The organism is Catenulispora pinisilvae (assembly GCF_015356865.1).
In the GTDB taxonomy this organism is placed as follows: Bacteria; Actinomycetota; Actinomycetes; order Streptomycetales; family Catenulisporaceae; genus Catenulispora; species Catenulispora pinisilvae.
In genome coordinates this window covers 1-626 of record NZ_JAAFZA010000568.1, presented here as the reverse complement: position 1 = coordinate 626, position 626 = coordinate 1, and the positions used below count along the sequence as shown (strand labels likewise).

Here is a 626-nt window from a genome sequence, read left to right as displayed (position 1 = left end):
CCTGGCGCACGACCACCTGAACCGGCTCCGCAATACCTTCCCAGACCACCGCGGTCCGCAGAATGTCGTGACGATCCACCACCTGCTGCAACACCCGCACGAACTCATCAAGCCGATCACGGGAATCGAAGCCGAGGACTGTCGGCAAGATATAAGCATCAGCACCGGAACCCGCCGCCATCAGATGATGGAAGAAAATACCTTCCTGCAACGGCGCCAACGGATAGATGTCAGCGATATTGGCCGCACCACCAGGAACCACAGCAGCGATACGGTCGATCTCCGCCTGCGACAACGCCACCAGCGGCAGCATCTCCGGTGTGATCACCTGCGTATCATCAGGAATCAGATTCGCTGGAACCGCAACAGCCTCATCACCAGCCACCGCGGCAACCCCCGCCGGCGTCGGAGCCTGGAACAACGCCCGCACCGACACCACAACACCACGCTGCCGCAACACCTCCACCAACGACACCACAAGCAGCGAATGACCACCAAGCTCAAAGAAGTTGTCATCAATACCAACCTTCTCCAAGCCCAAAACCTCAGCAAAAGCCTCACACAACAACCGCTCACGAACAGTCCGCGGCCCACGACCATCCACAGCACCACCGAACTCCGGCACC

The 626-nt window shown here is 59.6% G+C and carries 1 protein-coding gene; it reads right to left on the bottom strand.

Annotation, left to right across the window (positions count from 1 at the left end):
* The coding region (locus IZR01_RS49455) for a phosphopantetheine-binding protein (RefSeq protein ID WP_228561484.1) at window positions 1-626 on the bottom strand (626 nt) is incomplete at both ends.